Origin of the sequence: Sphingobium sp. YBL2 (genome assembly GCF_000943805.1) — a bacterium.
Classification (GTDB): Bacteria; Pseudomonadota; Alphaproteobacteria; order Sphingomonadales; family Sphingomonadaceae; genus Sphingobium; species Sphingobium fuliginis.
The window spans coordinates 900,638-925,951 of sequence record NZ_CP010954.1 but is presented as its reverse complement, the minus strand read 5'-3'; the positions used below and the strand labels follow the sequence as shown (position 1 = coordinate 925,951).

Genomic DNA, 25,314 nt, shown 5'->3' with positions numbered 1-25,314 from the left:
CTAGTCTTCCTGACCGGCTGCTGCCAGTTGCTTGAGCCGGTAGAGTTGGTCCAGCGCCTCCCGGGGCGAGAGCGCGTCGGCGTCGATGCCATCCAGCGCGGCGCGCAGGGGATCGACTTTTTCCTCCACCTGAGCCGTGGCGGCGGCGAAGAGGGGCAGGTCGTCCAGCCCCGCCGCGATGCCGCCGGTCCTGGCCTTGCCCGCTTCGAGGCGGGCGAGGACGTCCTTGGCGCGCTTCAGGACGGCGGGTGGAAGCCCGGCCAGCCGCGCCACCGCCAGGCCATAGCTGCGGTCCGCAGGGCCCTCCGCCACCTCGTGCAGCAGGACCAGATCGCCCTTCCATTCCCGCGCACGGACATGGTGGAGCGAGAGCGAGGCAAGGGTTTCCGCCAGCCGGGTCAGCTCATGATAATGGGTCGCGAACAGGCAGCGGCAGCGATTGACCTCATGCACCGCCTCCACCACCGCCCATGCCAGCGCCAACCCGTCATAGGTCGACGTGCCGCGTCCGACTTCATCGAGGATGACGAAGCTTCGCTCGGTCGCCTGGGCAAGGATGGCGGCGGTTTCGACCATCTCGACCATGAAGGTGGAGCGGCCCTTGGCCAGATTGTCCGACGCGCCGACACGGCTGAACAGCCGGTCGACCAGCGTCAGGGTCGCGGACGCGGCGGGCACATAGGCGCCTGCCTGCGCAAGGATCACGATGATCGCATTCTGCCGCAGGAAGGTGGATTTACCGCCCATATTGGGTCCGGTGACGAGCCACAGCCGGTCCCCGGCCGACAGCCGGCAATCATTGGCGACGAAGGGCTGGCCATCGCGGCGCAGCGCGTCCTCGACCACCGGATGACGGCCGCCGACGATTTCCAGGCAGGGGCCTTCGCCATCCTGCGCGACGAAATGGGGCCGTTGCCAGCCGCCCTCCGCGGCGCGTTCCGCCAGCGCCGCCGCCACGTCGAGCCGGGCAAGGGCATCGGCGGCGCGGGCGATCTCCGCCTTGCGGGCGAGGGTGGCTTCGACAAGGTCTTCCAGATGCGCGGCTTCCGCGACCAGCGCATGGGCCCCGGCCTGCGCCACGCGGCTCGCCTGTTCGTGCAGGTCGACCGAATTGAAGCGCACCACTCCGGCCAGCGTCTGGCGATGGGTGAAGCCGCTGTCGGGCTGCATCAACTGGTCGGCGGCGCGGGCGGGCACCTCGACATGATAGCCGAGCACGCCATTATGCCGGATCTTGAGCGAGGCGATGCCGGTCTGCTCGCGATATTTCGCCTCCAGCGCGGCGATGGCGCGGCGGCCGTCCCCGGCGAGGCGGCGCAACTCGTCCAGCGCGGCGTCATAGCCGTCCGCGATATAGCCGCCATTGGCGGTCTCGGTCGGCGGGCTGGGGACGAGGGCGCGGGACAGGCTGTCGACCAGCGCGCCATGGCCGTCGAGGGAGGGCAGCAATTGCGTCAGCAGCAGGGGCTGGTCGGGCAGGCGGCCCAGCCGCTCCCGCAGCAAGCGCGCTTCGCCCAGCCCGTCGCGCAATTGGCCAAGATCGCGGGGGCTTCCTCGGCCCATCGCGAGACGGCCCAAGGCGCGGCCGATGTCGGGCAAGGCCCTCAGCGCCACGCGCAACTGGTCGCGCAGCATGCTGTCGTCATGGAACAGTTGCACCAGCCCCAGCCGCGCTTCGATCCCGGCCTGGTCCATCAGCGGCGCGGATAGGTCCTGCGCCAACAGGCGCGCGCCCGCGCCCGTGACGGTCCGGTCGACCGCGCCCAGCAGGCTGCCCGCCCGCGTACCGCTCATGGTGGCGGTGATCTCCAGGCTCTCGCGCGTCGCGGCGTCGATGGCGACATGGGCGCCGCTGGTCTTGGCGCTGGGCGGGGCGAGGAAGGGCAGGGTGCCCTTGCCCGCATGGTCGAGATAGGAGAGCAGGCCGCCCATCGCCGCCAGTTGGGCGCGGCCGAACTGGCCGAATCCGTCCAGCGTGGCGACGCCGAAGATGCGCTTCAGCGCTGCTTCGGCCCGGCTGCTGGAAAAGGCGGCGCGGTCGAACGGGTGGGAGTCCAGCAGTTCCAGATCCAGCCCGTCCGGCAGCACGATCTCGCTCGGTCGCAGGCGCGCCAGTTCGGCGGGCAGATCGGCCGCCCGCAGGGTCAGCGTCTCGAACCGCCCGGTCGAAATGTCGGCGGCGGCCAGCCCATATTCGCCCGCTTCCTCGCCGCCGACCTGCGCCAGCGCCACCAGCATATTGTCGCGCCGGCTGTCGAGCAGCGTCTCCTCGGTCAGCGTGCCCGCCGTCACGTAACGGACGATGGCGCGGGCGACGAGGGACTTGGACCCCCGCGCTTTGGCTTCGGCGGGGGTTTCGGTCTGCTCCGCGATGGCGACGCGATGGCCCGCCTTGATCAGCCGCGCCAGATAGGATTCCGCGCTGTGCACCGGCACGCCGCACATCGGGATCGGCGCGCCGCCATGCTCGCCCCGGCTGGTGAGCGCGATGTCCAGCGTCGCCGCCGCCGCCTTCGCATCCTCGAAGAACAGCTCGAAAAAATCGCCCATGCGGTAGAAGAGCAGGCAATCCTGCGCCTCCGCCTTCAGCGCAAGATATTGCGCCATCATCGGCGTCGCCTGTTGCGTGGATGTGTCGATCGTTCGCGCCATGGCACAGCGGATAGCGTGAAGCCCGGCCTCATGCCAGTGCTGCAAGAAACAGCAGGAAAATTGCGCTTCTCGCACTTGCCCACAAGATATTCTTACCGCTAGGGCGGTCCGGCATTCAGCCCATTCGGGCCTGCAAAGCGCGATTTTCTGCGCTTCGGTGCTCACATACTTGAGTATGCTGCGCTCCGATGCTCGAAAATCACCCTTTTCGGCTCCGCCTGAACTGAATGCCGGAGCGCCCTATGGGGCGAGCTTATTGTTTCAAACAAGGGGTGGGTGCAGCCATGACCGACAAGTCGAATGTGGAATTTTCAGAGCGCGAGGCGCTGTTCTTCCACTCGACCGGCCGCCCCGGCAAGATCGAGATCATCGCGTCGAAGCCGATGGCGACCCAGCGCGATCTTTCGCTCGCCTATTCGCCCGGCGTCGCGGTGCCGGTGCGCGCCATCGCGGAAGACCCGGCAACCGCCTATGACTATACCGCCAAGGGCAATCTGGTCGCGGTCATCTCCAACGGCACGGCGATCCTGGGCCTCGGCAATCTGGGCGCGCTGGCGTCCAAGCCGGTGATGGAAGGCAAGTCGGTTCTCTTCAAGCGCTTCGCCGACGTCGATTCTATCGACATCGAACTCAAGACCGAGGATGTCGACAAGTTCATCGACGCGGTCGAGCTGATGGAGCCGACCTTCGGCGGCATCAACCTGGAGGACATCAAGGCCCCGGAATGCTTCATCATCGAACAGACGCTGAAGGAGCGGATGAACATCCCGGTCTTCCATGACGACCAGCACGGCACCGCGATCATCGCGGCGGCGGGCGTCATCAACGCGGCGATGCTGACCGGCCGCGACATGAAGGACATGAAGGTGGTGGTGAACGGCGCTGGCGCGGCGTCGATTTCCTGCACCGAACTGATCAAGGCGCTGGGCGTCCAGCATGACAATGTCATCATGTGCGACAGCAAGGGCGTCATCTATCAGGGCCGCACCGAAGGCATGAACCAGTGGAAATCGGCCCATGCGGTGAAGACCGACGCCCGCACCCTGGCCGAAGCGGTGAAGGGCGCGGACGTGTTCCTGGGCCTTTCGGTCGCGGGCGCGATGACGCAGGACATGGTGAAGTCGATGGCCGACAAGCCGATCATCTTCGCCATGGCGAACCCCGATCCGGAAATCTCGCCGCCCGAAGCGCATGCGGTGCGCCCCGACGCCATCGTCGCCACCGGCCGGTCGGATTATCCCAATCAGGTCAACAATGTGCTGGGCTTCCCCTTCATCTTCCGCGGCGCGCTGGACGTGCGGGCGACCGGGATCAACGAGCCGATGAAGCTCGCCGCCGCCAAGGCGATCGCGGAACTGGCGCGCGAACAGGTGCCGGAGGAAGTGGCCAAGGCCTATGGCCGTTCGCACAGCTTCGGGCCCGACTATATCATCCCCGCGCCCTTCGATCCGCGCCTGATGGAGGTCGTCCCCTCCGCCGTCGCGCAGGCGGCGATGGAAACCGGCGTCGCGCAGAAGCCGATTGCGGAGATGGCGGCCTACCGCCAGTCGTTGAAGGCCCGGCTCAATCCGACCACGTCCGTCCTGACCACCGCCTATGAAGTGGCGAAGGCCAATCCGAAGCGCGTCGTCTTTGCCGAAGCGGAAGAGGAAGTGGTGCTGCGCGCGGCGATCCAGTTCCGGACGCTGGGCTATGGCATCCCCGTGCTGGTCGGGCGCGGCCATGTCTATGACAAGCTCAAGGAACTGGGCGTGCAGGACCCGGAAAGCTTCGAACTGCACAACAGCGTCAACTCGCCGCTGGTGCCGGAGATGGTCGACACGCTCTACAAGCGGCTCCAGCGCCGCGGCTATCTGCGCCGCGATTGCGAGCGGATGGTCAATCGCGACCGCAACATCTTCGGCTCGCTGTTGGTGAAGATGGGTCATGCCGACGCGATGATCACCGGCATGACCCGGCCCTTCGCCCAGACGCTGCGCGAAGTGAAGCGGGTGATGGACCCGGCGGCGGACCGCACCCCCTTCGGCATCCATGTGCTGGTGACGAAGGACAAGACGGTGTTCCTGGCCGACACCACGGTCAATGAGCGCCCCTCGGCGCAGGAACTGGCGGACATCGCGGAAGGCACGGTGGCGGTCGCCCGCCGCATGGGCCACGACCCGCGCGTCGCCTTTCTGTCCTATTCCAATTTCGGCAACCCGCCGGGCAGCTTCCTCGATAATGTGCGCGACGCGATCAAGGCGCTGGAAGAGCGGAATGTCGACTTCGAATTTGAAGGCGAAATGACCGTCGACGCGGCGCTCAACCCCACGGTGATGAAGAATTACCCCTTCAGCCGCCTGTCCGGCCCGGCCAATATCCTGGTGATGCCGGGGCTTCAGTCGGCCAATATCTCAGCCAAGCTGCTGCGCGAACTGGGCGGCGCGACCATGATCGGGCCGATGCTGGTCGGCATGGACAAGTCGGTGCAGATCGCCACCATGGCGTCCAACGCTTCGGAACTGCTGACGCTGGCGGTGCTGGCTTCGGCGGGTGTGGCGATCTGACGGAAGTGCGGGTTTGAGCGACTGGCCGGAGATGGCCAATCCAGGACATTCCCCTCCCGTAAACGGGAGGGGTTAGGGGTGCGAGCGTAGCGAGCTTCTGACTTAGCCGTTGCAAAACAGCGCAGATGCCGCGCCAGCCCACCCCCTAGCCCCCTCCCGCCTGCGGGAGGGGGAATGTCCGCCTTCCACCCTAGATCGCGCGCCCTTTCCAGTCGGCCAGATCGTCCGGCTGGTCGATGTCGAAGCCCAGACCGCGCCGGACGACCGGCGAGAACATCAAACCAAGCCTTTCCGCTTCCGCCCTGTGCGCCGCGAAACTGCCCTGGCCATAATGGAACTGGAAATCCGCCGCTCGTGGCAGAGGCAAGGACAATGCATTGGTTCCCCGCCCATGGACATCGGGCGCGGCCGCAATGCCGGGGGCGTCCAGCAGTGCCGCCACATCCGCTGCCTCGACCAGCGGCAGGTCGGCCGAGAGAAACAGCATCCGCTCGACTCCTGCTCCCCATGCCGCATCGCGGGCGCTCGTCACGGCAGGGTTAAGGCCGCCGCCCGGATCATCGAGCAAGCCTATGCTCTCCGGCAATCCATGCCGCGACGGCCCCAGCAGCCGCAGCCTTTCCATCCCGACCACTTCCGCCGCAGCCCCCACCGTGCGGTGCAGCATCTCCGCAACCAGATTGCGCCGTCCGGTTTCGTCCAAAACAGGCGCCAGCCGCGTCTTGCAGGCGGCGGGCGCCTTGACCGGGATGACGATCCAGCAGTTCATGACCGTCAACCGGCGATCCGTTCGGCCAGATCCAGCGCCGCCCGCGCCACCCGGGCGCGGTCGTCCAGCGTCTTCATCAGCGTGTCGGTGACGGCGTGGGGAATGTCCAAACCCTCGCTCCCGTCGCGCACGTCGACCAGCAGCGCGTCGATGACGCCTTCATAATGGGCGGCAATGGCCTGGTTGGTGACGCCCAGTCCCAACTCGCCCATCAGCTTGGCGGTCGGTCCCTTGACCGCCTGCCCGCCGACGATCGGTGACACCGCGACGACCGGCGCCTTCCTTGCCGCCAACGCTTCGCGGACGCCGGGCACCGCCAGAATCGGGTCGACGCTCAGCCAGGGATTGGACGGCGCGATCACTATGGCGCGGGTTGCGGGATCGCTGATCGCCTCCATTACGCCGGGGGCAGGATTCGCTTGTTCCGCACCCTCGAAGCGGATCGCCCGGACCGCCGGGACGCAGCGCTGCTCGACGAAATAGCGCTGGAAGGGGAGGTCGCCCGCATCGGTGGAGACATGGGTGGCCACGGCATCGTCGCTCATGGGCAATATCTTGAGGCCAAGGCCCCAGGCCGTCGCAAAACGGGCCGTTACCGCGCTCAACGTTTCGCCCGACGCCAGCATGTGCGACCGCAGCACATGCAGCGCCATGTCGCCGTCGCCCAGCAGGAACCAGTCCTCGCCGTCCAGCGATTTGAGCGCGTCCATGAAGCTCCATGTCTCACCCTCGCGGCCCCAGCCCTGCGCGGCATTGGCCCTGCCCGACAGGGTATAGAGCAGCGTGTCGATGTCGGGAGAGATCGCCAGCCCGAGATGACGGAAATCGTCCCCCGTGTTGACGATGGCGGTGATGTCCTCCGGCGGGCAGACCTGCATCAGCCCCAGCACCAGCTTCGCGCCGCCGACGCCCCCGGTCAGAACGACGATGCGGCCGCTCACCGGAACAAATCCTCTTCCAGCGGGCGGACCAGCGCGCCCGCGCCTGCATCTCCTTCGGGCAGGGCTACGCCGCGCAGCAGGGCGGCGGGCACGCTTTCCGCACCCTCGCCCGTCACCAGCGTCGCGGCGGTGGCGATCTGGTCGGCCAGCGCGATCTGCGTCACCTCCAGCCGCCGTCCGTCCCGATCCTCTTCGCCGCGGCGGTCGACCAGCGCGGGCAATCCCGCCGCGCCGATTGCGACGCCCACCACGCCGTGGCGCCATGGCCGCCCGAAACTGTCGGAAACGACGATGCCGATCCCGGCCGCCTCGGGCCCCGCCAGCGCCGCCAGCAGGCCGCGCGCCGATCCGTCGGGATCGAGCGGCAGCAGCAATGCGCGATCTTCATCCCCCGGCCCGATATTGGACCGGTCGATGCCGCCGTTCGCCATCACATGGCCCAGCCGGTGGCGGGTGATCAGCACATGGGGCACCGCGCGCACCACGCTGCTGCTTTCGCGCAGCACCAGTTCGACCAGCCGGGGGTCCTTGCGCGTCGTGGCGGCCAGCTCCAGCGCCTGCGCGCCCGGCTCGACGCTGTCCAGCGCGACCATCCGTCCTTCCGCCTTGGACAGGATCTTCTGCGTCACGACCAGCACATCGCCGGTCTGGAGCGGCCACAGGCCCGCCTTCGCCAGACTGTCGCGCAGCACCGCCGCCAGATCGTCGCCGGCCCGGATTTCAGGAATATCGCATAGCGGATGAATCGAGATCATGCCGTGCTGTAGCGTGCAATTGCCGGTTAAGGTAGCATTGCGATTTCCCGGAAAAGGAAACTCATGAGCTTATCAGCGGGATTCGCTTGCCATGCCCCGGCCGAGTCTGGAAGAGAGGCGACGATGAAGATCAGTGACGATATTTTTCCCCTTCAGGGCGTCCGCGCATGAGCGAGGCCATCGCCTTCGACAGCGGCACTTTCCGCCGTGTGCTGGGGCATTATCCCACGGGGGTCTGCGTGGTGACGGCGGTGGAGGACGATCATGCGCCCACCGGCATGGTCGTCGGTTCCTTCACCTCCGTTTCGCTCGATCCGCCGCTGGTTGCCTTTTTCCCTGCCAAGAATTCGCTGAGCTGGCCGCGGATCGAAAGGGCGGGGAAATTCTGCGTCAACATCCTCGCCAGCGACCAGAAGCCGCTTTGCCAGCAATTTTCGGCCAAGGGCGCGAACGACAAGTTCGCCGGGGTGACGCATCGCGTCTCCGCCAATGGCTCCCCGATCCTGGATGGGGTGGTGGCCTGGATCGACTGCCGGCTCGAAGCGGTGCATGAAGCGGGCGACCATTATATCGTGCTGGGCCGGGTCATCGCGCTGGAGGTGGAAACGCCGGGCAAGCCGCTGCTCTTCTTCCAGGGCGGCTATGGCGAATTCGCTCATCTGAGCTGATCCTGTCGATCAGCGTTGTGCGGGGGAACACTGGGCCGGCCCCCGGCGCGCCATGATCCTGCGCAGGACCATGGCCGGCCCTATGGAAGCGCATGTCCGCTTTCCATCCCCCATTGCCGCCGCTGAATCGCATCTCCCCGCGACCCGGAGGGGATCTCCGAAAACCCGCGAAAAATCATGGCCGTTACGGCATGGCGAGGGTATAGCCTGCCGGGCAGGCGGATAGGCGCGCCGAAGACGCGCCGCGAATGAGGAGATGCCGTTTTGAGCGCGATCGAGCGTTTTCCCAATCTGGTGACCATGTTCTTCGCCCGCGCCAAGGCGATGGGGGACACGCCCTTCCTCTGGCGCAAGGTGGCTGGCCAATGGAAGTCGCTGAGCTGGACCGAAGTCGCGCATGACGTCGCCGCACTGGCCAGCGCATTGCAGGCGCAGGGATTGAGGCCCGGCGATCCGGTGATGCTGGTGAGCGAGAACCGGCCGGAATTCTGCATCGCGGACCTTGCCATCATGGCCGCGGGCTGCGTCACCGTGCCGACCTACACCACCAACACCACGCGCGATCATCAGCATATCCTGACCGACAGCGGCGCCCGGGCCGTCATCGTCTCCACCGCCAGGCTGGCGCAGAACCTGATGCCAGCCGTGCTGCGGTCGCAGGCGAGCTTCGTCATCGGCATGGAGCCGTTGCGCGGCATGCAGGGTCATGTCGCCTGCCATTTGTGGAGCGACCTGATCGCCCATTATCCCACCGACATCGATGCCTGCGCCGCCGGCCAGACGGCGAAGCGCGACGATCTGGCCTGCATCATCTACACCAGCGGCACCGGCGGCGCGCCGCGCGGGGTGATGCAGCATCATGGCGCCATCCTCTGCAATATCGAGGGGGCGGACAAGTTGCTGGAGGAGGATTTCGGGCGGGACGAAGAGGTGTTCCTGTCCTTCCTGCCGCTGTCCCACGCCTATGAACATAGCGGCGGCCAGTTCCTGCCGATCATGGCGGCGGGGCAGATCTATTATGCGGAAGGGCTGGAAAAACTCGCCAGCAATATCGAGGAGGCGCGGCCGACGATCATGGTCGTCGTCCCCCGCCTGTTCGAAGTGCTGCGCGCCCGCATCATCAAGTCGGTCGAGAAGCAGGGCAAATTCCCCACCTATCTGCTGGGCCAGGCGCTGCGCATCGCGGCCAGGGAACAGCGCGGGCGAAAATCGCTGCTCGACCTGCCGATGAAGGCGCTGCTGGCGCGCACGCTGAAGCCGAAGATCGCGGCGCGCTTCGGCGGGCGGATGAAGGCGCTGGTGTCGGGCGGGGCGCCGCTCAATCCGGATGTCGGCCTGTTCTTCGACGCGATGGGGCTGACGCTGCTCCAGGGTTATGGCCAGACCGAGGCGGGGCCGGTGATCAGTTGCAACCGCCCCCGCGCCGGGATCGCGATGGACACGGTCGGCCCGCCGCTCGACGGGGTGGAGGTGCGGATCGCGGAGGATGGCGAGATTCTCGTGCGCGGCGAACTGGTGATGCACGGCTATTGGCGCAATCCCGCGGAAACGGAGAAGGCGCTGCAAAATGGCTGGCTCCACACCGGCGACATCGGGGAGATCGATGAAAAGGGCCGCATCCGCATCACCGACCGCAAGAAGGACCTGATCGTCAACGACAAGGGCGACAATGTCTCGCCGCAGAAGGTGGAGGGCATGCTGACGCTCCAGCCGGAGATCGGGCAGGCGATGGTCTATGGCGACCGCCGCCCGCATCTGGTGGGTCTGCTGGTGCCCGATGCCGAATGGACGCGGGAATGGGCGCAGGCGCAGGGACGGAAGGTTGAAGGGATCGCGGCCGATCCCGCCTATCAGGCGGCGCTGCGCGCGGCGGTCGACCGGGTGAATGACGACCTGTCCGTGATCGAACGGGTGCGGCGGTTCATCCTGGCGGATGAGCCCTTCACCATCGACAATAGCGAGATGACGCCGTCGATGAAGATCCGCCGCCACGTCATCCGCGCCCGCTATCAGGAACGGCTCGACGCGCTGTACAAGGGGTGAAGCCTGGCTGATCCTGTTCCTGCCTTTGCAGGACCAGGACGCCATAAGGAAGCAACCCTATTTCGACGGCGCGCGATAGGGGATGAAGTCACCCAGCGCGCAATTTCCCGTCACCATGCCGGTCATCAGGTCGGCGCTGGTCAGCTGGTCCCCGCGGCAATATTGCGATCCCCAGGTCCTGATGATCAGCGTGTCGCCGCGCGACAGCCCGGAACAGCTGCCGATCAGGTCGTTGCGGTAGACCAGCCGCCGGCTGACCCGGTACAGCAGGACGCTGTTGCTGATGGCCGTCAGATTGGACTGGGATTCCCGATTGACGCAGCTCGTCCTTTCGCCCGGCACCTTGCCCGCCAGGGCCCGTTCCAGCTCGCTCGTCTGTTTTTCGGTCAGCCTGGGCGGCTCATAGCTGTCCGAACATCCGGCCAGCAGCAGCGGGGCCAGGCGCAGGCTGGAACGCAACATCCATGGACGCATGGCATCTCTCCTCATTCGTCCCGCTTGCAGGACGACAAAGCAGCGCGAAAACCGTCACGCCGCATCCTTCGCCGCGCGCCGTTCGGCCAGTTGCGCGACATCGCGGGCGCGCATGAAGACATTGGTCGCGCGTTCCTGCCCGATGCTGGTCGGCACCGTGGCCTCTCCCCGCGAACGCGCCGCGTCGACATCCCCCATGCGGGCGCGCAAGGCGGCGTTGTCCGGCTCCACCGTCAGGGCGAAGCGGCCGTTCGACTGCGTATATTCATGCGCGCAATAGACGGCCGTATCGTCGGGCAGGGCGGCGAAGCGCTGCATATTGGCGAACATCTGCGCCGCCGTTCCCTCGAACAGCCGGCCGCAACCCATGGCGAACAGCGTGTCCCCGACGAAGATCAGGCGGTCGTCGGTCAGATGATAGGCGATATGCCCGGCGGTATGGGCTGGCACCTCCAGCACGGTGGCCTGATGGGCGCCGATGCGGACGCTGTCGCCCTCCCGCACCCTGCGGTCGAGCGTGCCGATCTTATCCGCCTCCGCCGCCGGGCCGGTGATGATGCAGCCCGTCGCCGCCTTGATCGCCGCATTGCCGCCGACATGGTCGCCATGCCAGTGGGTGTTCCAGATCTGGCCGATGGTCCAACCCCTCTGCCGGGCCGCTTCCAGCACCGGCTCCGCCACGGCGGGATCGACGGCCACAGTCTCCCCGCTGGCGTCGTCATGCAGCAGCCAGACGTAATTGTCGCTCAGAACGGGTATGCGGACGACCTCCAGCATGGCCTACCAGGCTCCCACATTGGGCATCGATGCCCAGGGTTCGGCCGGATCAAGATGTCCGTCCTGCAACAGTTCGATGGAGATATTGTCCGGCGTCCGCACGAAGGCCATGTGACCGTCGCGCGGCGGCCGGTTGATGGTGACGCCCGCGTCCATCAGCCGCTGGCAGGTCTCGTAGATATTCTCGACCCGATAGGCGAGATGCCCGAAATTGCGTCCGCCGCCATAGACCTCCGGCGGCGTACCGTCCTCCGCCGGCCAGTTGTAGGTCAGTTCGACCTGCGCCTCTTCATCGCCGGGCGCGGCGAGGAAGACCAGCGTGAACCGCCCCTGCGCATTGTCGATGCGCTTCTGCTCCTCTAGGCCAAGCAGGCGGAAGAAGTCGACGGTGCGGTCAATGTCGGTCACGCGGATCATCGTGTGCAGATATTTGGGCAAGAAGTCACTCCATTCGTCGCCATAAAGCAACGGTTCATCTCTGAAAACCTAAGACGCTTCCAAGATAAGATGCGTCGGGCTTCGACGGAAGAGGGAGGCAGGCATGGCCTTAACTTATCATGACAAGCTTTTCATGGGATGCGCGGCCGTTCTGGCGCTCGGCATGGTCGGCGGCGGCTATCTGCTGGGCGATGGGCTCAAGCGGGCGAAGGCGGCGGACCGATCCGTCACCGTGCGCGGACTGGCGGAAAGGGATGTGACCGCGGACCTCGCCACCTGGTCGATCAGCTATTCCGCCACCGGTTTCGACCTGCCCGCTGTCCGGGCGGAGATCGACAATAACACCCGCGAACTGCGCGCCTATTTCGCCGGCCTCGGCTTCAGGCCGGATGCGCTGACCGCCACCGGCGCCGGGGTCAACCAATATATCAACAATGGCGTCAACACGATCACCATCACCCAGCGGATGTTGCTGCGCACCACCGACATTCCCCGCGCCCAGCGCGCCGTGGCGCAGCAATTCGACCTGGTCCGGCGGGGCGTCACGCTGCAGGAGGGGTCGGGCATGCGCTACAGTTTCACAAGGCTCAACGACGTGAAGCCCCGGATGGTCGCCGCCGCGACCAGGGATGCCCGCGCCGCCGCCGAGCAGTTCGCCCGCGACAGCGGGGCGAGCGTCGGCGGCATCAAGAGCGCGACGCAAGGCTATTTCTCGATCGAACCGCGTGATGGCGAAGCCGACGGGTCGAGCGACACACCCTATAAGAAGGTGCGCGTCGTCACGACCGTCGACTTTTACCTCAAATAGCCATCAATCCTTGTCGTCGCCGATGATCGCACCGGCAGCGCCGCCGATCACAGCGCCCTCCACCGTGCCAAGGCCGGTGGCGGAGCCCACCACGGCGCCGCCCGCCCGCCGATCAGCCCGCCGCGCGTCGCGCCATGCGAACAGGCGGTCAGCGCCAGCGCGCCCGCCGTCAGCAGGCCCAGCGCCGCGATCCTTCCATGACGATCCGGCATCCTCATGCTCCTTTTCCCCTCGCGTCCCGCCTGGCGGGCCAACGGAGAATGGCGGGCGGAGGTTCCTTGGTCGCCCTTCAGCGGGCGGGCTTTGGCGGCAGGCGGGAAAGATTGTCGGCGGCCGCCTTTCCCGCCGGCGCTTCCGCCGCCAGCTTCACCGCCCGCTGCCAGGCGGAACGGGCCACATCCTCATGATCGGTGAGGATGGCGATATTGCCTTCCTCCAGCGCGACGGAGGCATCGTCGGGCGAAAGCTGCACCGCCCGCGCGATATGCGCCTGCGCCAGCTTCATTTCCCCCGATCGCCGGGCCAGCGTGGCCGAAAGCAGCCAGGCCAGCGGGTCCCGCGGCACCTGATCCAGCGCCGCATCGAGCGAAGCGCGGGCGCCCTTCACATCGTTCAGCGCCACCAGCGCGCGGGCGCGGTCCAGATGGACCTCGCCCTTCTCCAGACCGTCGGGCAACCCGCGCGCCAGCGCCGCGTCGAAATCGTCCCGCGCCTTGGCGGCGTCGCCACCAGCCAGCGCGGCATTGCCGGCCTGCGCCCAGAGCCGGCCGCTCTGCACCATTTCGCCATTGCGTTCGGCTTCGTCCGCCCCCTGTTCGAAGGCGACGATGGCGGGCGCCCAGCGTTCGGCGCGGGCATAGGCAAAGCCCATGCAGTTGCGCGCATAGAAGCTGCCGCCGTCGATCCGCCATTGCTGAGCGAAGGCGACGCCCTTGTCCGGCGCCTCCACCGCCTGGTCCAGGCAGGCCTGGAATTTCGCCGCATATTTGTCCGGCACCGGAATGCGGCCCTCACTCGCTCCTGCTCCTGACCGCGCCGGAGCGGCCGACGCAGAAGCCGCCGCTTCCGCCTTTTCCTTCCTCTTGCGGTTCATCACCGCCTCGACCTCCGGATCATAGGCCTGCGGGGCGAGCAGCAGCAGCGGGAGGAAGAGGAAGGGCATCAGAGGCTGTCCAACAGGCTGGAGACGGTCCGGATCAGCAGGGCGATGTCCGGGTCGCGGGAAAGGCGATGGTCGCCATCCTTAATCAGCAGCGTCTGCACATCGGATGAACGCAGCCGCTCCGCGATCCGCAACGCCGTTCGCCAGGGCACGTCGGGGTCGGCCTGCCCCTGCAACAGCCGCACCGGGCAATCGATCGCGATCTCCCCCTCCAGCAGCCGCAGCGACTGGCCCGATTCCCAGAAGGCCAAGGTGGTGACATAGGGGTTATCGCCATAAGGGGTCGGTTCGACGATCCGTCCTTCCGTCGCCAGCAGGGCCTTGTCCGCGTCGGTAAAGCCCCATTCGGTGAAATCCGGCGCCGCCGCGATGCCGACCAGCCCCGCCACCCGCTCCGGCCGGGCCAGCGCGATCAGCAGCGCCAGCCAGCCGCCCATGGAAGATCCCACCAGCACCACCGGCCCCTGGGTCAGGGAATCGATCAGCAGCAGCGCATCGTCGCGCCAACTCGCCAGCGTGCCATCCTCGAACCGTCCCTCGCTCGCGCCATTGCCGGCATAATCGAGCCGCAGCATCGCCCGGCCCTGATCCTGCGCCCAACCGTCCAGCGCAACCGCCTTGCCGCCTTCCATGTCGGACATGTAGCCGGGCAGGAAGACGATCGTGGGGGCGGTGCCGGGCCGGTGCCGACAGGCCAGCCGCAACCCGTCCGGCCGAGGGTGAAAGGCGGGCGGCGCAACGTCGGGACGATCCATGCTATTTCTCCGGTTCAACGGCAGGGGCCTGAAAAAGGCCCGTAAAAAGCTCTTGGCCTGGAAACCAGAAAAATAAAAAATAATGCGCCTGCCGTGATTGACAGCCCCCCGGCCAGCGGCTAGTTGCGCGCTCCTACCCCGTGCCCAGATGGCGGAATTGGTAGACGCACCAGCTTCAGGTGCTGGCGATCGCAAGGTCGTGGAGGTTCGAGTCCTCTTCTGGGCACCATTTGTTCTTCCGCAGAAATCCGGATAGATCGAAAAAACCGCTGGAAACAGCGGTTTTTTTGCGTCTGGCGTCCGCTGGTTTCCGCTCGTGGATTTGGGAATCCGAGGTACCTGAGGGTATCTTCGTGGGTATCAGCCAACGCGGCCGCAGGAGATACCCCCATGGCACTTTCATCCCTTGCACTGAGCAAAGCAAAACCCCGTGAAAAGCCCTACAAGCTCGCAGACGGGCACGGACTCTACCTTCTGATTACCCCTCAAGGCGGCCGTTACTGGCGCATGAATTACCGGTTCGGCGGCAAAGCCAAGACGATGGCAATGGGGGTGTTCCCATTGATCACCCTGGCAGAAGCGCGAGAGAAACGAGATGCGGCCCGGAGGCTACTCGCGGCTGGATCGGACCCGAGCGCAATACGCAAGGAAGCTGAGGCACGCGAAGCGTTTGAAGCGACCACTGGCTTTCGGACCGTCGCCGAAGAGTGGCTGGCGAAACGAGAACGCGAAGGGCTTGGGGCCGTCACCCTTGGCAAGGTCAAGTGGCTGCTTGAGTTTGCTTATCCCTCCTTGGGCAACCGAAAGATCAGCGAGATCACAAGCATGGAGCTGCTGGCAGTTCTGCGTCAGGTCGAAAGTCGCGGTCGACACGAAACTGCTAGGCGGTTGAGAAGTGTGTGCGGCAGGGTCTTTCGTTATGCGATCGCCACCGGACGGGCAGAACATGATCTATCGGCCAATCTGCGCGACGCCCTGACCACGCCCAAGGTGAAGCATCTGGCTGCAATCACCAACAGTCAGCAGGTCGGCCCACTCATGCGGGCAATCGAAACCTTTGATGGCCATGCGGTTACACGGGCAGCTCTGCGACTTGCGCCTCATGTTTTCGTCCGCCCCGGCGAGCTACGTCATGCCGAATGGGCCGAGATCGATTTCGACAAGGCGTTGTGGTGCATCCCAGCGGAAAAGATGAAAATGCGCCGCCCCCATCGCGTACCGCTATCGAGGCAGTCGCTGGCGATCTTTGCTTCCATTCGAGAGATCACCGGGACAGGCAAGTTTGTCTTTCCCGGCTTCCAGTCCTTGAAGCGTCCTATGTCCGAGAACGCTTTGAACGGAGCGCTTCGTAGACTCGGCTATTCAGGCGACGAGATGACGAGTCACGGCTTTCGAGCCATGGCGAGCACCTTGCTCAATGAAATGGGAAGATGGCATCCAGACGCTATTGAGCGCCAATTAGCACATGCTGAAGCTGACGCGGTTCGGCGCGCCTATGCCCGAGGAGAATATTGGGACGAACGTGTAGCGATGATGCAGGCATGGTCGGACTATCTCGATGACCTAGCCGGTAAGCCACCTACTTGAACCCTGGAAATGCATCATCGGATAAGTTGGTGGTTAAAGTACACCAGCGGGCATGTTGGCTTGAATTTGGCCGCTTGCGGTCAGGCAACCTTTGAGTACGCTACGAAGAAAGCGGACATTAGATCAACTAGCCGTTCGAGCGAGAAGAACCAGAAGCAGCCGTTATGGTGGCATGCTCGCTCGCCGAAAGCAGACGGCCGTTCACATAATGGCGTGCATCTTGAGCAGGCCAAGATGAACCGGCATTGGGGACAATTAGCGATTGCCGTGGCACGAGCGTAGCGACGATTTCTTAAAATAGGGCAGGATTGTTGGGCAGCCTATCGATAAATCTCCGATATCGGCCAGTCAGGATCGGGTGGTGCGTAAAGCGTGGCGATTTAGCTGCGTTCCGCTACTCCGCGCGTCGTTCCTTTTCGTTGTGGGGCGGACGCTTCAATCCGATTATTCCGATCGATGATCCTACAGAAGCGCGTGCTCTGATCGACCTGTTCCGAGTGGATTGCCTTTATGCGGCGACGAAGTCCGAAGAGGCCGCGGCCTTCATCGAGTCACAGGCTCATCTGCCATGGCCCGATTATCAGCGCAGGTTTGTAATCGACCGGGGACACATCGGAAAAACGTCAACCTTTGCCGATCTGCTGGCGCCCACGCGGATGCTGTTCGAGGAGCATTACAAAAATAACCCGCAGGCCGACCCATTGATCGTCCTGCATGAATGGAGTGAGGAAGATCCACTTGCGGACATATTGCTTGCGACCTTCGGCGGTTTGCCACCGACCGAGGAGAGTGCGCACGACTATTCCGGATTGATCCAGCAGTATCTCCGGGCGCCGCTCCACAAGTTGGCACCCGATATGCCGATCGAGCTTCCCGGGATGGCCCAAATGTCTCTGGCCAGTTTCAACAGACTTGCCATGGAGCAGCATTACGCGGTGCGCTCGAACCACTATCAGCCCGGCTTCTACGTAGGCAATGCCGCGGATTTCGATGATCTTGTCAGCTACTGGAACCTGCGTGCCACCGACATTCCCCTGATATTCTACGACCCGGCGCACGAGGGGCGTCTCGATCATTTGCGAGACCAATGGTTGGGGCGCGTTGCTCCACCGGCCGGCTCTCAACCGAGCCCGGCTTGGCGCCACGGCATAGCGATATGGTCGCGCAGCGATCCTCGGACCCTGGAACTTACCGGCTTCGGCGAGCAAAAAATGTTCTGTTCGGTCAATCCTGTAATCTGGAACGGGCTTAATGTGCGTGCTCCGATCATGGTGTTCGGGTCGGAGAGCGTGCTTGCTTCGGTCGATGACGCTAAAGAGCCGCCGACGATCGCCTTCATGATCCCGAATTCACCGCTTAAGGACAACGGGGGTCTATCAGATCAACAATATGTAGTTTCAGTCGATCCCGGGATCGGTCTGCTTGGCAACGAGCGTTTCACGTTGCATCCGCCGTTCTTACCGCATCTGAACGAATTTTATGGCCGCAATGGCGTCGTGCACTGGAACAAAGCGCGAGCGGAACCAGGGGCCCTCGGCATTGTCGTCGGCGGATCAGCACATGATCTCACCATAAGAGCGATCGAGACGCGAGAGCTGTTCGAGAAGATATTCAAGAGCGTCGGGATTTCTGCGACTCCCAGTCCAGCCGGGCTGGTCTGCGATCGACTCGTGCGTCAGATGGGCGGCGTCGATGGCTGTCGTGTCTTTCGTATCGGGGGAGTACGCGACCTCATTGAAAGCTATCCGCCGGAAAGGAGCTTCACGACGAGCGCGGCTAAGCAGGCGATACGCGCCGAGGGAAGCAATCATCCCCTCAGCAATTATGAAAGCCTTTACATAGAGCCTCGGCGGTCCGGCGCGCGCCTGACCAATGATGCGGTGCTCGCGCACCTGCTTCGCAAGGAAGTGTTCAGACCCGGCCTCAAGCTCGACTGCCCGAGCTGCCGGCTTGAGTTCTGGAGATCACTCGATGATGTCCGGACAAATGCGGATTGCGAATATTGCGGGCACCTCTTTCATGTCGGGCCGCAGTTGCGCAATCGCGACTGGGCCTATCGGCGATCGGGCCTGTTCGGGCGGAACGATAATCAGCAAGGCGCGCTCCCCGTCATTCTGACCCTATTGCAGCTACATCATCTGCATGAGCCGACTTCGTTCGCTATGAGCACTGCAATGTCGCTCGAACCAAATGGGTCCGACATTCGCAAGTGTGAGACGGACTTCGTGTTTCTCGTCAATCGAGGCAGGGACCACCGAATCCAGGTCGCGATCGGAGAATGCAAGACCCGCCACGCCATTACCGAGGACGACGTCCAGAATTTGTTGCGCGTTGCCAAAGCGTTTCCCACCGATCGATTCGACGTGTTCCTGATCTTCTCGAAGATGGCCGATTTCAGCGAAGAGGAGGCAAAATGGATTGCGGCCGCCAACGATGAGTATGTCCGGCGCGCCATCATGCTCACCCCGCGAGAGCTCGACAGCTGGCATCCCTATGAGCGCGCAGCCGAGCTATTTGACATCGACCGTACGATCATAGATCTCGAGGGCATGGCCAATGCTACGCATCGGATCTTCTTCGAGAAGGCCCCCCGTCCATCTCAGCCGCTGACCGATCCGGCAAACAAGGGAAACCAGACGGTCGGTTCATACGCGCCTCAAATTGATCCTGGAGCGACCTGAATTGGCGCTAACCGGAAGAACCAATCTGCGGAGATGACTGCTGTTTCGCGCGTTTGGGCATGGCCTTCAATGCCTTGGCGAATGGATCCACAACACCAACTTTGGAAAACTCGACAAGCTCATTAATCCCGCTCGCGCTGCGCATATGCATTGCCTCATATCGACAGACGGGAAGTTGACGATTGTCGCGAAAACGGCGATCGGGCCCTCCATTTTTATTTGGGTGTTTCCAAGTCCGATAAATGATCTCACAATCCTGCGGTACCGTGCCTTCCTCGATAAAGTTTGATGGCTGCCACTGAACCATGAGGTCAGCATAGCTCACCGCACCCACCTTCCGGCCGTCGTCGATGAAGGCGACGTCCGGCAAGAAATAGATCACCTGCTTTCCGACGTGGATGGAGGGCGGCGTCACATTGCAAGTGACATTCTTGGGAAGCGCATAGGTGAGTGTTGTGGGATTGCGCTTTACGATGTGGGAGGCTCCGGCATTGCGTTTCCAAGTCGTAAGATCCTGAACGCTGCCCCCTGCCTCTATGTGCCATTTTCCATGGCTCGCGGCCATCCTATCGAAGCTTTGGACCACCTGCTCAAAGGCCGTGTAAGTGGTCCCCTCGAGATCATAAAACAGCACGACGGTTCGTTTATAGGAATCCAGCCATGCGCCGAAAGCCCATGCCCCTAAACCGAGTAACCAAATGATCATGCCAGGTGGGCCGGCCACCGCAATAGCCAAGAGACCAAGAAATCCGAAGCCGAGTCCGAAGAGCAGAGCAGCGCTGGGCTTTTGCCGCTTCTCGTTTATCTCGTCCAGTATCTCGGAATAGGCGCTGTCGCGCATTGCGAGGACATCGCCCGAATCCACCTCGACCATATGCACACCGCCTTGAAAACCACTGGCGGGCACCTGTGGTTTTGCGGTGGTCGGAACGGCTTGCGCATTACCGCGCCGGGTTCCCGGTGAACCAATCGTAGCTCTATAGTAGAAACCTCCCCGTCCAGCGTGAACATAGTGACCGCGTGGCCCCGTTCCTATCCGCAAGCCTTTTACGCCAACAGAAGCGCCTACGCCTCCCGACGAAAAATTGAACCGAAACGGACCGGCTTTTATGGATTTCCGAAAATAGAACGGCATGATTCCCCCAATCACTACTTTCGTCTCTTACCGCCAGAGCAAAAGCAAGCGGAGGATGATCTGATGTGGTATCAATGGCTTTCGAGATTGGCATGGTTCGACGCGAGTGACCGATTAGATCCGTATTGCCGCCCGGCAGCTTTCCAGGTCAGCCTTCCTTGAGCCGGGCCACCAGTTCCCTGATCCCCTCGACCGGCACCAGCGTTGCGCTGCCGAGCTTGAGTATCCTGATCTCGCCCTCGGCAATGAGCTCGTACAATTTGCTGCGCCTGATCCCCAGCATCCGGCAGGCATCGGGAATGCGCACGGTAATCGGTTCGATCCGGTCCTGCTGTAGCAGGTCCGTGTTCTTCAGCGGTCGATGCTCACGGCTCATTGCAAACTCCTCAGCTTACGGGTGGTGGGATCGTCGGTCGCCGGAGCCGCCTTGCCCGCGAACCGATCGGCAATCTCGTCGATGAGTTCGGCAAACATCTTGGCCCCTGCGGCCTGCGCCGCCTCGTTCACCGGGGTCATCGCCCCAGTGGTGAGCTGATGCCGGACCATGCGGGCCAGCACCTCCCATACCAGCGCCTGATTGCGCCGCAGCCAGTCGGTGTTGCGCTCGATCCTGGTGAGGCGAATGCCGATGGCTTCGTCGGACTTCGGCGCCTGTCGCCGGTTGAACCAGGCGTCGAGCGCCTCGACCAATATCTCAGACCGCGCCCGCCCCGAACTTGCCGCGAGATGCTCAAGCCGCCTGCTCATCTCCTCGGGCAGGAACAGTTGGTGCCGGGTCTTGTAGCTCTTCATAGGGCGTTGATCTCCGGTGGCAGCGGACCAGCCCAGCGCAAGGGGGGACACAGAAGCGATCCGCTGCCATGGACGAGTATCGCAGTCCGGCTTCTGCTTGGGGATGGTGCAGATCGGCCCAGATGGGCCCAGTTCGGACTCACATGCTGCCGATGCTGGGACCGCTGCGGCCCCGGCCAATGGTCCAGCTGATCGGCCGGTCCTCGCGCATCAGCCCGGAAAGCTGCTTGCCGACATGCCGCTCCAACTCATCGCGCCAGGGAACCAGGGTGAACTCATGGCTGCGCTCGATCAGCGCGAACCGCCCGGAGGTCATGGTCACTTTTCGCGTGAGCGTTCCCTCCACCCGTTCGCCCGGCACAGGCTCGGCAAAGATCAGGCCCAGTTCCTTCGATAGCTGCCCTGCCACGGCGCGCACCTCGCGCTCCCGGAGGATGCGCAGCAGATTGCGGCGGTAGATCACCTCATCGCCCTGCCGCTCAGCCAGTTGCTGCTCGACCAGCCATTGCTGGCGCAGCGCCAGCGCCTTGCGCACCTCCTGGCCATAGCCGCTGGTGGCGATGGGCGCTTTGTCAGGGGCGGTCAGCTCACGGTCCAGCCAGGTCGCGGCATGAACGCCCGCCTGCTGGAGGATCGGCTCTGTCGACAGCATCTCGACCTTGACCGGCTCGGTCCTGAGCTTGCGCTGCTCATAGGCCCGCACGGTGTCGAGATGATCGGGACCGATCCTCCATGTGCCGTCTGCTTCGCGTTCCGGCTTGCCGGTCGTCTTGCGGATCGCCTCCAGCCGCCGGACATGGGTTTCGACGAAAGCCTCGCTGGCATGAGGGTCATGGTTGAGGTGAATGCCCAGACCATAGCGTCCGCCATGGGCCTGGGCGATACGGGCAACCGTGTGATCCACGGCGCGGGGTTCTGCCTGCCTCGGCGTGAGGCTCACCATGCCGCCAATCGGCGTGGGCTCGGCGCTTGCGCCGATATCGACATAATGGCTGCGCCCATCGATGCTATCGACGATGAGATAACGGCGCTCATGATCGTCATCGGCAGTGCCCCGTTTTACGACCTTGCCGATGACCGGACCTGTCATCTGTGCGGCTACGCCATGGACGACATAGCGGCCGGCATCGATCTGGGTCGCTTCCTTCTCCTTCGTCATCTCCCGGTGCATGAGGCGGATGATGTCGCCGCGCATGCCCATGTCGGTGAGGGTCTTTTCCATATGAGGGGTAAGCGTCCAGGAAAGCGGTCCGGCCTGCTGTGCCAACTCCATCCGCTCCAGCACCCGCGCCCGGGCGACCAGCAGTTGCTGATGACCGGGATCGAACGCCACCTCTCCCTCCATCCGGCGGAGGTCGATGACATGATCCTTGGCCTGGGCCAGCATCATCCGGTCGAGCCGGGTGAGCCGTTCGGCATCGACCTCCAGCGCGAGTTGCTGGCGCACCTCGATCTCGCTCTGCGGTCCCAGCGCCCGGGTCATGATTTCCGATGCCCGGTAGCGGATGGCATGGGCGATATAGTCGCCTGCAATATTCAGGGTCTTGCCGTCCTCGGTGATGCCCCGGATCAGGATATGGCTATGGGGATGGCCCGTGTCGAAATGATCGACCGCCACCCAGTCAAGCGTAGTGCCCAGATCCTCCTCCATCTTCGCCATCAGGTCGCGGGTGAAATCGCGCAGATGATCGAAGGCTGGACCATCCTCGGGCGCGACGATCAGGCGGAACTGGTGGCGGTCGTCCAGACCGCGCTCGGCAAAGGCCCTGGCATCGGCCTCATCGGCGAAGGTCGAGTAGAAGCGCCCGCGATCCCCTTCGCGGCTGACGCCGTCGCGTTCGAGATAGCGCAGATGCATACCCACTGCTCCCGCCTTCCCGGCGAGCTTCACCACCCGCGCCTTGACCGTTACCCGCCGGGGCCGCACCCGCATGCCGCTGCCCTGGTCGAAGGACCAGCCCGAGCCGCGCGGCACGGCGGCCGCGATCCGGGCGCCACGGCCCCGCGCATTGAAGCGGCCGGTGCGAGGATGAGCACCGCCACCAGCATCGCCCAACCGGCGTGAATTGCCGCCGCGCCGGGCGACCTGCTTCATGATCTCCGAACGCAGCCTCCCCGCACGCGGCGAACGGCCGCTGTCGCGCCGCGAACGCCCGACGCGGGGCTCGAAGCTATCGTCATCCTGTGCCATCATCGAGGATATGGCGAGGATAGCCCCAAGGCCTCAAGTATCTCGCGCAAAAGTCACGCTTTTCGGCGGCTTTGCGAGCCAACGGTGCCGGTTCGACCTCCCGAAGGAGACAGGCCGTCTCCAGCAAAAAGGATGTGCAGGCAAGGGCTTGGCCGGGCAGATGCGGTGAAGCGTGCCGGCCTTTATCTTGCACACATCTCCTTACCTGGCACCCCTTCCTTATGTTCCCTATATGTTCTATTCTCAGGCCCATTCCGATTCTCAGGGGAAGGGCCAGGCATGGGCGTGCAGATCGAGGCAATGGATGGCGGGAAGCTCAAGCTGACCGGCGACGTCGAGACCGTCCTCGACCTGCCCGCCAGCGCCGTGACGGATGGGTTTTCGTTCGCCTTTTCCGACGGAACATTGCTCAAAGGCCATCATGATATCGGCAGTGGGCGCTGCCATTTTGCGCTCGCGGCGGAAGGGACGGCGTGCGTGAGGATCATGCGCGAAGGGCGGCATGATCGTGCACGGATCGACGGGCAAATCGAGTGGATGACGCTCGCCTGCGGCAGCAGGACGCTGTGCCCGATCCATGCGAAACCGCAGGATGACGGGCGGCAGTTGGTGCTGGATATCGAGTCGAAACAGGCGGCTTAGAGGCCCGTATGAACTGACAGAGTATCGTGGCAGGCAGCTTCCGTTCGGTGTGAACCTGCCTTACTCCTGCGCCACATAAATACCCCTGTCGAAGTCCCGCATCAGGGCAGTGCCGACCGGGGCTTCGATCCATCGGAGCCAGCTATCGTCGCGATTGAGCACTGCTCCCAGCGCCACATATGAAAATTTCCGCGCTTCCATATCGGCATCTGATGCTGAACCTTGTCGGCCCCGGATACGCCAGCCGCTATCGGGATACGCGTCGCCATCCTGCTGCATGTCGGGTTCTTCACGATAGATGAACTCGACCGGCTCTTCCCCATCGAGGATGCAATCATCGACGAGGCATCTGTCCCAATATTCCTTCTGGATTGGGCTGACGGGCGCTGTTTCGGGGTGCTCCCACTCGATAGCCAAGGCATGATGACGCTGGAAAACCACTTCATTGCCCAGCACAAGCGGGGATGTTGGCTCATCTGGCTGATTGGCGAGGGTGCCGCGAAGAAGATCGCCGTCCGCCTTCGTCACAGTCACCCACATGCGTTCCGCCGCCCATTTTTCCGTATCATGCGGATAGTCGAACAGGAGTTTGACGAGATCGTCTGGCCTGATTGCCGCCAGTTCGTTTGCGGTGGGGAGGAAAAATGTATAGGGCGCGTTAGCCGCAAGGGGGCGAGGGTCGGTCACGGTATAAGAGGGTAACGTGGCTTTTCGAGCATGCCGCACGAGATAGAATAGTGCCCCGGCCGCCGCGCCGCCTGCTGCAAAGAATGAGGCGTTATAGATGGCGATATAAGCTGAGAATCCTCCGCGAAGAGCTACCCAGCCCAAAGCCAGGACGACTGGAAACACCATGGCGACCATCCCGATGAAGGCATGATTGCGCAAGGTTGGCGGGCGCTGTTTCCTGAGAAACAGCCAGAGCGGGAGGCCGAATATCGACCCGAAAATGTAGAATGTCAGGCAGATCGCGACAAACATCGAAGAGGGATGTTCGAAAACACCCGTCCCTGCCTTGGGCCAAATGGCCACGACAATGGCTTGGAAGAGTGCCGCCGGGAGCGGCGCCAGCAGGAAGGCTAGTATCGATCGGAACATCGCCACTCCAATAAAACATTAATCCTCACGCGCCTGAGGTGGGCGATACTCACGCCGCCCGGGCGAGAGTTTCGATGCGGCTTTCACAAGCCTCACGGACGAGATTTTGCAGCAGCGTGACGCGCTGCGCGATCCAGTCCAGTTCCTCTTCGGTGATGCGGTAGGCGCGTGAGTATCTGGCCTTGATATAGGCGTCACGCAGCAGGGAGTAGCAGCGCTTCTCGAAACGGGTTTCGCGGGGCCACACGGCTTTGAGGGAAGGCTCCAGTTCCTCGGCCAGATCGCGCAACCGGTTCAGATTATGGCTTTTGGGCGATTATGCCGAGCAGCTTACTATGCCGATGGGTTCCCGCTTTCACATCGGCTCCGGTGCCTTAGCGGCTATCGACGCGGCATAGTT

23 protein-coding genes, 1 tRNA gene and 1 pseudogene are annotated in these 25,314 nt (G+C 63.8%); 8 read left to right on the top strand and 17 right to left on the bottom strand.

Annotated features, from left to right (window positions below; all coding sequences use genetic code 11):
* Window positions 1-2,652, bottom strand: a complete 2,652-nt coding sequence (gene mutS / locus TZ53_RS04425; protein ID WP_044660568.1) for a DNA mismatch repair protein MutS — start codon at window positions 2,650-2,652, stop codon at window positions 1-3.
* 284 nt (window positions 2,653-2,936) lie between these two features.
* Here mutS and TZ53_RS04420 point away from each other — a divergent pair, with 284 nt between their 5' ends.
* Window positions 2,937-5,198: an NADP-dependent malic enzyme gene (locus TZ53_RS04420; RefSeq protein WP_044660567.1), complete on the top strand. Its 2,262-nt coding sequence runs from the start codon at window positions 2,937-2,939 to the stop codon at window positions 5,196-5,198.
* A 190-nt stretch (window positions 5,199-5,388) separates the two neighbouring features.
* On the opposite strand, the gene cofC is transcribed toward TZ53_RS04420, so the two are convergent.
* Genes cofC through cofE form a run of 3 tightly spaced genes read right to left on the bottom strand, consistent with a single transcriptional unit; the run spans window position 5,389 to window position 7,663 of the window.
* Window positions 5,389-5,967, bottom strand: coding sequence for a 2-phospho-L-lactate guanylyltransferase (cofC, locus tag TZ53_RS04415; RefSeq protein WP_044662852.1), 579 nt, complete (start codon window positions 5,965-5,967; stop codon window positions 5,389-5,391).
* Window positions 5,968-5,972: 5 nt separating this feature from the next.
* Complete coding sequence (gene cofD / locus TZ53_RS04410; protein ID WP_044660566.1) at window positions 5,973-6,908, bottom strand: 2-phospho-L-lactate transferase; 936 nt, start codon at window positions 6,906-6,908, stop codon at window positions 5,973-5,975.
* Window positions 6,905-7,663 carry a coenzyme F420-0:L-glutamate ligase gene (gene cofE / locus TZ53_RS04405; RefSeq protein ID WP_025547977.1) on the bottom strand — a complete coding sequence of 253 codons (759 nt, stop codon included), beginning with the start codon at window positions 7,661-7,663 and terminating at the stop codon, window positions 6,905-6,907. The genes cofD and cofE overlap by 4 nt, the downstream gene beginning before the upstream one ends.
* Before the next feature lie 167 nt (window positions 7,664-7,830).
* Here cofE and TZ53_RS04400 point away from each other — a divergent pair, with 167 nt between their 5' ends.
* Window positions 7,831-8,331: a flavin reductase family protein gene (locus TZ53_RS04400; protein WP_025547976.1), complete on the top strand. Its 501-nt coding sequence runs from the start codon at window positions 7,831-7,833 to the stop codon at window positions 8,329-8,331.
* A gap of 264 nt (window positions 8,332-8,595) precedes the next feature.
* Window positions 8,596-10,374 (top strand): AMP-dependent synthetase/ligase, encoded by a 1,779-nt coding sequence (locus TZ53_RS04395; RefSeq protein ID WP_170825578.1) that lies wholly within the window; start codon window positions 8,596-8,598, stop codon window positions 10,372-10,374.
* 57 nt (window positions 10,375-10,431) lie between these two features.
* On the opposite strand, the gene TZ53_RS04390 is transcribed toward TZ53_RS04395, so the two are convergent.
* From TZ53_RS04390 to TZ53_RS04380, 3 genes are read right to left on the bottom strand one after another with little or no spacing between them, the layout of a single operon-like run.
* Window positions 10,432-10,848, bottom strand: coding sequence for a hypothetical protein (locus TZ53_RS04390; RefSeq protein ID WP_044660565.1), 417 nt, complete (start codon window positions 10,846-10,848; stop codon window positions 10,432-10,434).
* Window positions 10,849-10,902: 54 nt separating this feature from the next.
* Window positions 10,903-11,625 carry a hydroxyacylglutathione hydrolase gene (gloB, locus tag TZ53_RS04385; RefSeq protein WP_044660564.1) on the bottom strand — a complete coding sequence of 241 codons (723 nt, stop codon included), beginning with the start codon at window positions 11,623-11,625 and terminating at the stop codon, window positions 10,903-10,905.
* Between the two features lie 3 nt (window positions 11,626-11,628).
* Window positions 11,629-12,063: a VOC family protein gene (locus tag TZ53_RS04380; RefSeq protein ID WP_025547971.1), complete on the bottom strand. Its 435-nt coding sequence runs from the start codon at window positions 12,061-12,063 to the stop codon at window positions 11,629-11,631.
* Between the two features lie 103 nt (window positions 12,064-12,166).
* Here TZ53_RS04380 and TZ53_RS04375 point away from each other — a divergent pair, with 103 nt between their 5' ends.
* Window positions 12,167-12,871: an SIMPL domain-containing protein gene (locus TZ53_RS04375; RefSeq protein ID WP_044660563.1), complete on the top strand. Its 705-nt coding sequence runs from the start codon at window positions 12,167-12,169 to the stop codon at window positions 12,869-12,871.
* 47 nt (window positions 12,872-12,918) lie between these two features.
* Here the strand turns inward: TZ53_RS04375 and TZ53_RS04370 are convergent, their stop codons facing one another.
* The 3 genes from TZ53_RS04370 to TZ53_RS04360 form a co-directional block, all read right to left on the bottom strand.
* Complete coding sequence (locus tag TZ53_RS04370; RefSeq protein WP_229742753.1) at window positions 12,919-13,083, bottom strand: hypothetical protein; 165 nt, start codon at window positions 13,081-13,083, stop codon at window positions 12,919-12,921.
* 77 nt (window positions 13,084-13,160) lie between these two features.
* Window positions 13,161-14,033 carry a tetratricopeptide repeat protein gene (locus tag TZ53_RS04365; protein WP_044660562.1) on the bottom strand — a complete coding sequence of 291 codons (873 nt, stop codon included), beginning with the start codon at window positions 14,031-14,033 and terminating at the stop codon, window positions 13,161-13,163.
* The gene (locus TZ53_RS04360) at window positions 14,033-14,788 is read right to left on the bottom strand and encodes an alpha/beta hydrolase (RefSeq protein WP_044660561.1); all 756 of its coding nucleotides are present in this window, start codon (window positions 14,786-14,788) and stop codon (window positions 14,033-14,035) included. The genes TZ53_RS04365 and TZ53_RS04360 overlap by 1 nt, the downstream gene beginning before the upstream one ends.
* A gap of 142 nt (window positions 14,789-14,930) precedes the next feature.
* On the opposite strand from TZ53_RS04360, the gene TZ53_RS04355 reads away from it, so the two are divergent.
* The 3 genes from TZ53_RS04355 (at window position 14,931) to TZ53_RS04345 (ending at window position 19,056) form a co-directional block, all read left to right on the top strand.
* Window positions 14,931-15,017 (top strand) — tRNA-Leu (locus TZ53_RS04355).
* A gap of 161 nt (window positions 15,018-15,178) precedes the next feature.
* Window positions 15,179-16,375, top strand: coding sequence for a tyrosine-type recombinase/integrase (locus TZ53_RS04350; protein WP_044660560.1), 1,197 nt, complete (start codon window positions 15,179-15,181; stop codon window positions 16,373-16,375).
* 419 nt (window positions 16,376-16,794) lie between these two features.
* Window positions 16,795-19,056: a hypothetical protein gene (locus tag TZ53_RS04345; protein ID WP_044660559.1), complete on the top strand. Its 2,262-nt coding sequence runs from the start codon at window positions 16,795-16,797 to the stop codon at window positions 19,054-19,056.
* 7 nt (window positions 19,057-19,063) lie between these two features.
* On the opposite strand, the gene TZ53_RS04340 is transcribed toward TZ53_RS04345, so the two are convergent.
* The 5 genes and pseudogenes from TZ53_RS04340 to rlxS form a co-directional block, all read right to left on the bottom strand.
* Window positions 19,064-19,930, bottom strand: a complete 867-nt coding sequence (locus tag TZ53_RS04340) for a hypothetical protein (protein ID WP_052628089.1) — start codon at window positions 19,928-19,930, stop codon at window positions 19,064-19,066.
* A 114-nt stretch (window positions 19,931-20,044) separates the two neighbouring features.
* A pseudogene (locus TZ53_RS27905) lies at window positions 20,045-20,191 on the bottom strand (DUF4236 domain-containing protein); the annotation flags it as partial.
* Window positions 20,192-20,339: 148 nt separating this feature from the next.
* Window positions 20,340-20,567, bottom strand: a complete 228-nt coding sequence (locus tag TZ53_RS04335; RefSeq protein ID WP_044660558.1) for a helix-turn-helix domain-containing protein — start codon at window positions 20,565-20,567, stop codon at window positions 20,340-20,342.
* Window positions 20,564-20,983 carry a hypothetical protein gene (locus TZ53_RS04330; RefSeq protein ID WP_044660557.1) on the bottom strand — a complete coding sequence of 140 codons (420 nt, stop codon included), beginning with the start codon at window positions 20,981-20,983 and terminating at the stop codon, window positions 20,564-20,566. Before TZ53_RS04330 ends, TZ53_RS04335 begins: the two co-directional genes overlap by 4 nt.
* 139 nt (window positions 20,984-21,122) lie before the next feature.
* Window positions 21,123-23,177, bottom strand: coding sequence for a relaxase/mobilization nuclease RlxS (rlxS, locus tag TZ53_RS04325; RefSeq protein ID WP_044660556.1), 2,055 nt, complete (start codon window positions 23,175-23,177; stop codon window positions 21,123-21,125).
* A gap of 276 nt (window positions 23,178-23,453) precedes the next feature.
* Between rlxS and TZ53_RS04320 the strand changes: the two genes are divergently transcribed.
* Window positions 23,454-23,816, top strand: coding sequence for a hypothetical protein (locus TZ53_RS04320; RefSeq protein WP_044660555.1), 363 nt, complete (start codon window positions 23,454-23,456; stop codon window positions 23,814-23,816).
* 60 nt (window positions 23,817-23,876) lie between these two features.
* On the opposite strand, the gene TZ53_RS25535 is transcribed toward TZ53_RS04320, so the two are convergent.
* Window positions 23,877-24,914, bottom strand: a complete 1,038-nt coding sequence (locus TZ53_RS25535; protein WP_052628088.1) for an immunity protein Imm33 domain-containing protein — start codon at window positions 24,912-24,914, stop codon at window positions 23,877-23,879.
* 49 nt (window positions 24,915-24,963) lie between these two features.
* The gene (locus TZ53_RS04310) at window positions 24,964-25,203 is read right to left on the bottom strand and encodes a hypothetical protein (protein WP_044660554.1); all 240 of its coding nucleotides are present in this window, start codon (window positions 25,201-25,203) and stop codon (window positions 24,964-24,966) included.
* Window positions 25,204-25,314 lie beyond the last annotated feature (111 nt).